The 3,189-nt window shown below is 27.9% G+C and carries 3 protein-coding genes; all 3 read right to left on the bottom strand.

Annotated elements, in window-relative coordinates:
• Positions 1 to 141: 141 nt before the first annotated feature.
• Complete coding sequence (locus VLM92_RS09190; protein ID WP_325276043.1) at positions 142 to 363, bottom strand: hypothetical protein; 222 nt, start codon at positions 361 to 363, stop codon at positions 142 to 144.
• A 211-nt stretch (positions 364 to 574) separates the two neighbouring features.
• On the bottom strand, positions 575 to 2,695 hold the full coding sequence (gene feoB, locus VLM92_RS09185) for a ferrous iron transport protein B (protein WP_325276042.1): 2,121 nt from the start codon (positions 2,693 to 2,695) through the stop codon (positions 575 to 577).
• 25 nt (positions 2,696 to 2,720) lie between these two features.
• On the bottom strand, positions 2,721 to 2,957 hold the full coding sequence (locus tag VLM92_RS09180) for a FeoA family protein (RefSeq protein WP_414708156.1): 237 nt from the start codon (positions 2,955 to 2,957) through the stop codon (positions 2,721 to 2,723).
• Positions 2,958 to 3,189: the final 232 nt, after the last annotated feature.

Here is a 3,189-nt window from a genome sequence, read left to right as displayed (position 1 = left end):
ATCTCAAAAAGTTAGTTATAGGTATTCTATAAAATGTACCCTCTGGGTTACAGTTTTTAGAATACCTATTAATTGTTTATTTTATTAATTAAAAGATGTTTAAAGACAATATAAAGCATAAGAGCAGATTTATATAATTAATTATTTAAGTAAAATAGAAAATTTATATAAACTAATAGCGCAGATTTTTACTAAATAGTTTATATGTCCATATATATCTTCTATATTGTCATCACAACATAATTCATTAATATCAGATCCAAATTGCAAATTAAGATTACTTATGTAGTTGAACTGAATACAAACCATAGATAAAAAATAGATTAAAGTAAATATAAATAATAAAATAATAAGAAGAAACATTTAAACCTCCCCCTCATGCTAAATAGCATGTCCTTTAAATAAATTTTACTACAGTATTAAATTAATATCATCTTAAAAATATTTACATGAAAACTAATAAAATGACATAAAAAGATAAAAAAAGTTAATAATTAACTTATTAATACATAATATACGGATGAGTGCTGTAAAACATTAAAATAAAAAAAGATAAGAAAAATATTCATCTTATCTAAATAAATAAATTATAAATGCTAGTTGTTAAAAAACAAACTGTAAATGCTATTACTGTTGGAATTAAAAAGCCTAAAATAGTCCATTTAACACTACCAGTTTCTCTTTTTATAGTTATAAGTGTAGTAGTACATGGCCAGTGAAGTAAACTAAATAACATTACATTCAAGGCTGTTAAATAAGTCCAACCATTATCTCTTAAAACTTGACCAAGTGCATCTAAGCTATTAAGCTCTATCATTGACCCTGTGGCTAAGTAAGACATTAAAAGTATTGGTATAACTATTTCATTAGCAGGAAGGCCTAGAATGAAAGCCAAAAGAATAAATCCATCAAGTCCAATAAACTTAGCTATAGGATCTAGTAAATTTCCTACATACGCCAATAAACTAATATCCCCCACATAGATGTTAGCAAATAACCAAGTTATTACACCAGCTGGAATAGCAACCATAACTGCTCTACCAAGTACAAATAATGTCCGATCTATTATAGATGTATATATTACTCTACCAAATTGGGGAACTCTATAAGGTGGCAATTCTAATGTAAAAGTAGAGGGAATCCCTTTTAATAAAGTTTTAGACAATGTATAAGATACAAGTAAAGTAACTAATACTCCAAATATAACTATTAATGATATACATAAAGCAGTCACAAGGCTAGAAGTAAAGGAATTAGTAATTATAGAACTAAAAAATATAGTAGAAATAGCTATTAAAGTAGGAAAACGACCATTACAAGGAACAAAGTTATTAGTAAGTATAGCAATTAGTCTTTCACGAGGAGAATCTATTATTCTGCAACCAATAACGCCGCATGCATTGCACCCAAATCCCATGCACATAGTTAAACATTGTTTACCATGAGCACAAGCTTTTTTAAATAAATGGTCTAGATTAAAAGCAACTCTTGGCAAATATCCAAAATCCTCAAGAAGAGTAAAAAGAGGAAAAAATATAGCCATAGGAGGCAACATAACAGATACAACCCAAGCTAAGGTTCTATAAAGACCAAAGACTAGCATATCATTTAACCATGTAGGAGCATTGATATAGTTTAAAAAATTAGTTAAATTTGGCTCTAATCCAAATAAAAAATCTGCTATTAAGGTAGATGGATAATTAGCTCCTTGTATAGTTATCCATAATATAGTACCAAGTAAAAGTAACATAATAGGAAATCCAAAAAATTTAGAAGTAACTATGCTATCAATTTTCTCATCCTTATCTAAATTATAATTAGGATTTACATAACAAGCTAAATCACTTAAATTTTTAGCATAATCATAATTTCTCTTAGTAAAACTATCTCTTATTTTTTGCTTATCTAAGATTTTAGGAAATTTTTTCTTTATACTATGAATAGAAGTAATATCATCTTCACCAATATATGTTCTCATAGAGTGAAAGATACTTTCATCTTCATCTATAAGTCTAAGTGCTAGCCATCTTGGATTTATATAATCAATTGTTGATTGTAGTTCGGGTTTAAAAGAATTAACTACATTTTCAATGTTGCTTTCATAAAGAACAGGCTTAGTATTAAAATTATAATCATTATTAGAAACTTTATATAAAGTTTCTAATAAGTTATCAATACCTTCACCACTTCTAGCAGAAGTTAGTACTACAGGGATACCTAATTCTTCTTCTATTTTTTTAGCATTTATAGTAATACCTTTTTTATTTGCTTCATCAACTAAATTGATGCATAAAATCACTTTATCAGTTAGCTCCATTATTTGAAATGCTAGATTAAGGTTTCTTTCAAGACAGGTAGCATCACAGACAACAATTACAGCATCGGGTTTACCAAAACATATAAAATCACGTGCTACTATTTCTTCTTGAGATAATGCAAATAAAGAATACGTTCCAGGTAAGTCGATTAATGCATACTCACTATCTTTGTATTTAAAGTCTCCACGAGCAGTAGCTACCGTTTTACCAGGCCAGTTACCCGTATGTTGTTTTAGGCCTGTCAAATAATTAAATACAGTACTTTTACCTGTATTTGGATTTCCAGCTAAAGCTATTACAAATTGATTCTCTCCTTTGTCTATATCAAACATGTCTTTTAAGGATTTTATTTTAGTTGATTCATTTGTCAAACCCATGGTTGTATCCCCCTCAAATGAAATATTAAATATCAGAAACTAATATTAAACAACTTTCTTCTGCTCTTAATGCAATTTTAGCACCTCTAATGCTATAAACGGTTAAGTTGTTCTTAGGTCCCTTTCTAACTACATCTATAAAAGCACCTTGAGTTAACCCAAGGGCTAACATTCTTTCTCTTAAATTTCCACTAGATAAAAGGTCTTCGACTACAACAGTCTTTTTTACTTGAATGTCAGTAAGAGTTTTCAACAGTAACACCTCCAAAATATGTTTTAGCCAAAGCTAACTTTACTCTTAATTCTAAAATATGCACTAATATATTACATTGTTACTAAGAAAGGAATATATCTTACTGATTAAAATATAATTAATAGAACAATATTAAGGAGGAGTTAAATTTGGAAGATATGAAAGAATATTATACATTTAATGAATATATGAAAAAAAATAACTTAACACCTAATGAAGAAGATTATATAGAAATGATTTA

Origin of the sequence: Romboutsia sp. (assembly GCF_035470145.1) — a bacterium.
Lineage (GTDB): Bacteria > Bacillota > Clostridia > Peptostreptococcales > Peptostreptococcaceae > Romboutsia_D.
The sequence above is the reverse complement of the archived record's forward strand: the minus strand, read 5'-3'. Positions and strand labels throughout refer to the sequence as shown.

Excerpts from the sequence above, each read along its gene's own strand:
- VLM92_RS09190 (WP_325276043.1), bottom strand. The coding sequence starts at position 363 with ATGTTTCTTCTTATTATTTTATTATTTATATTTACTTTAATCTATTTT.
- feoB (WP_325276042.1), bottom strand. The coding sequence starts at position 2,695 with ATGGGTTTGACAAATGAATCAACTAAAATAAAATCCTTAAAAGACATG.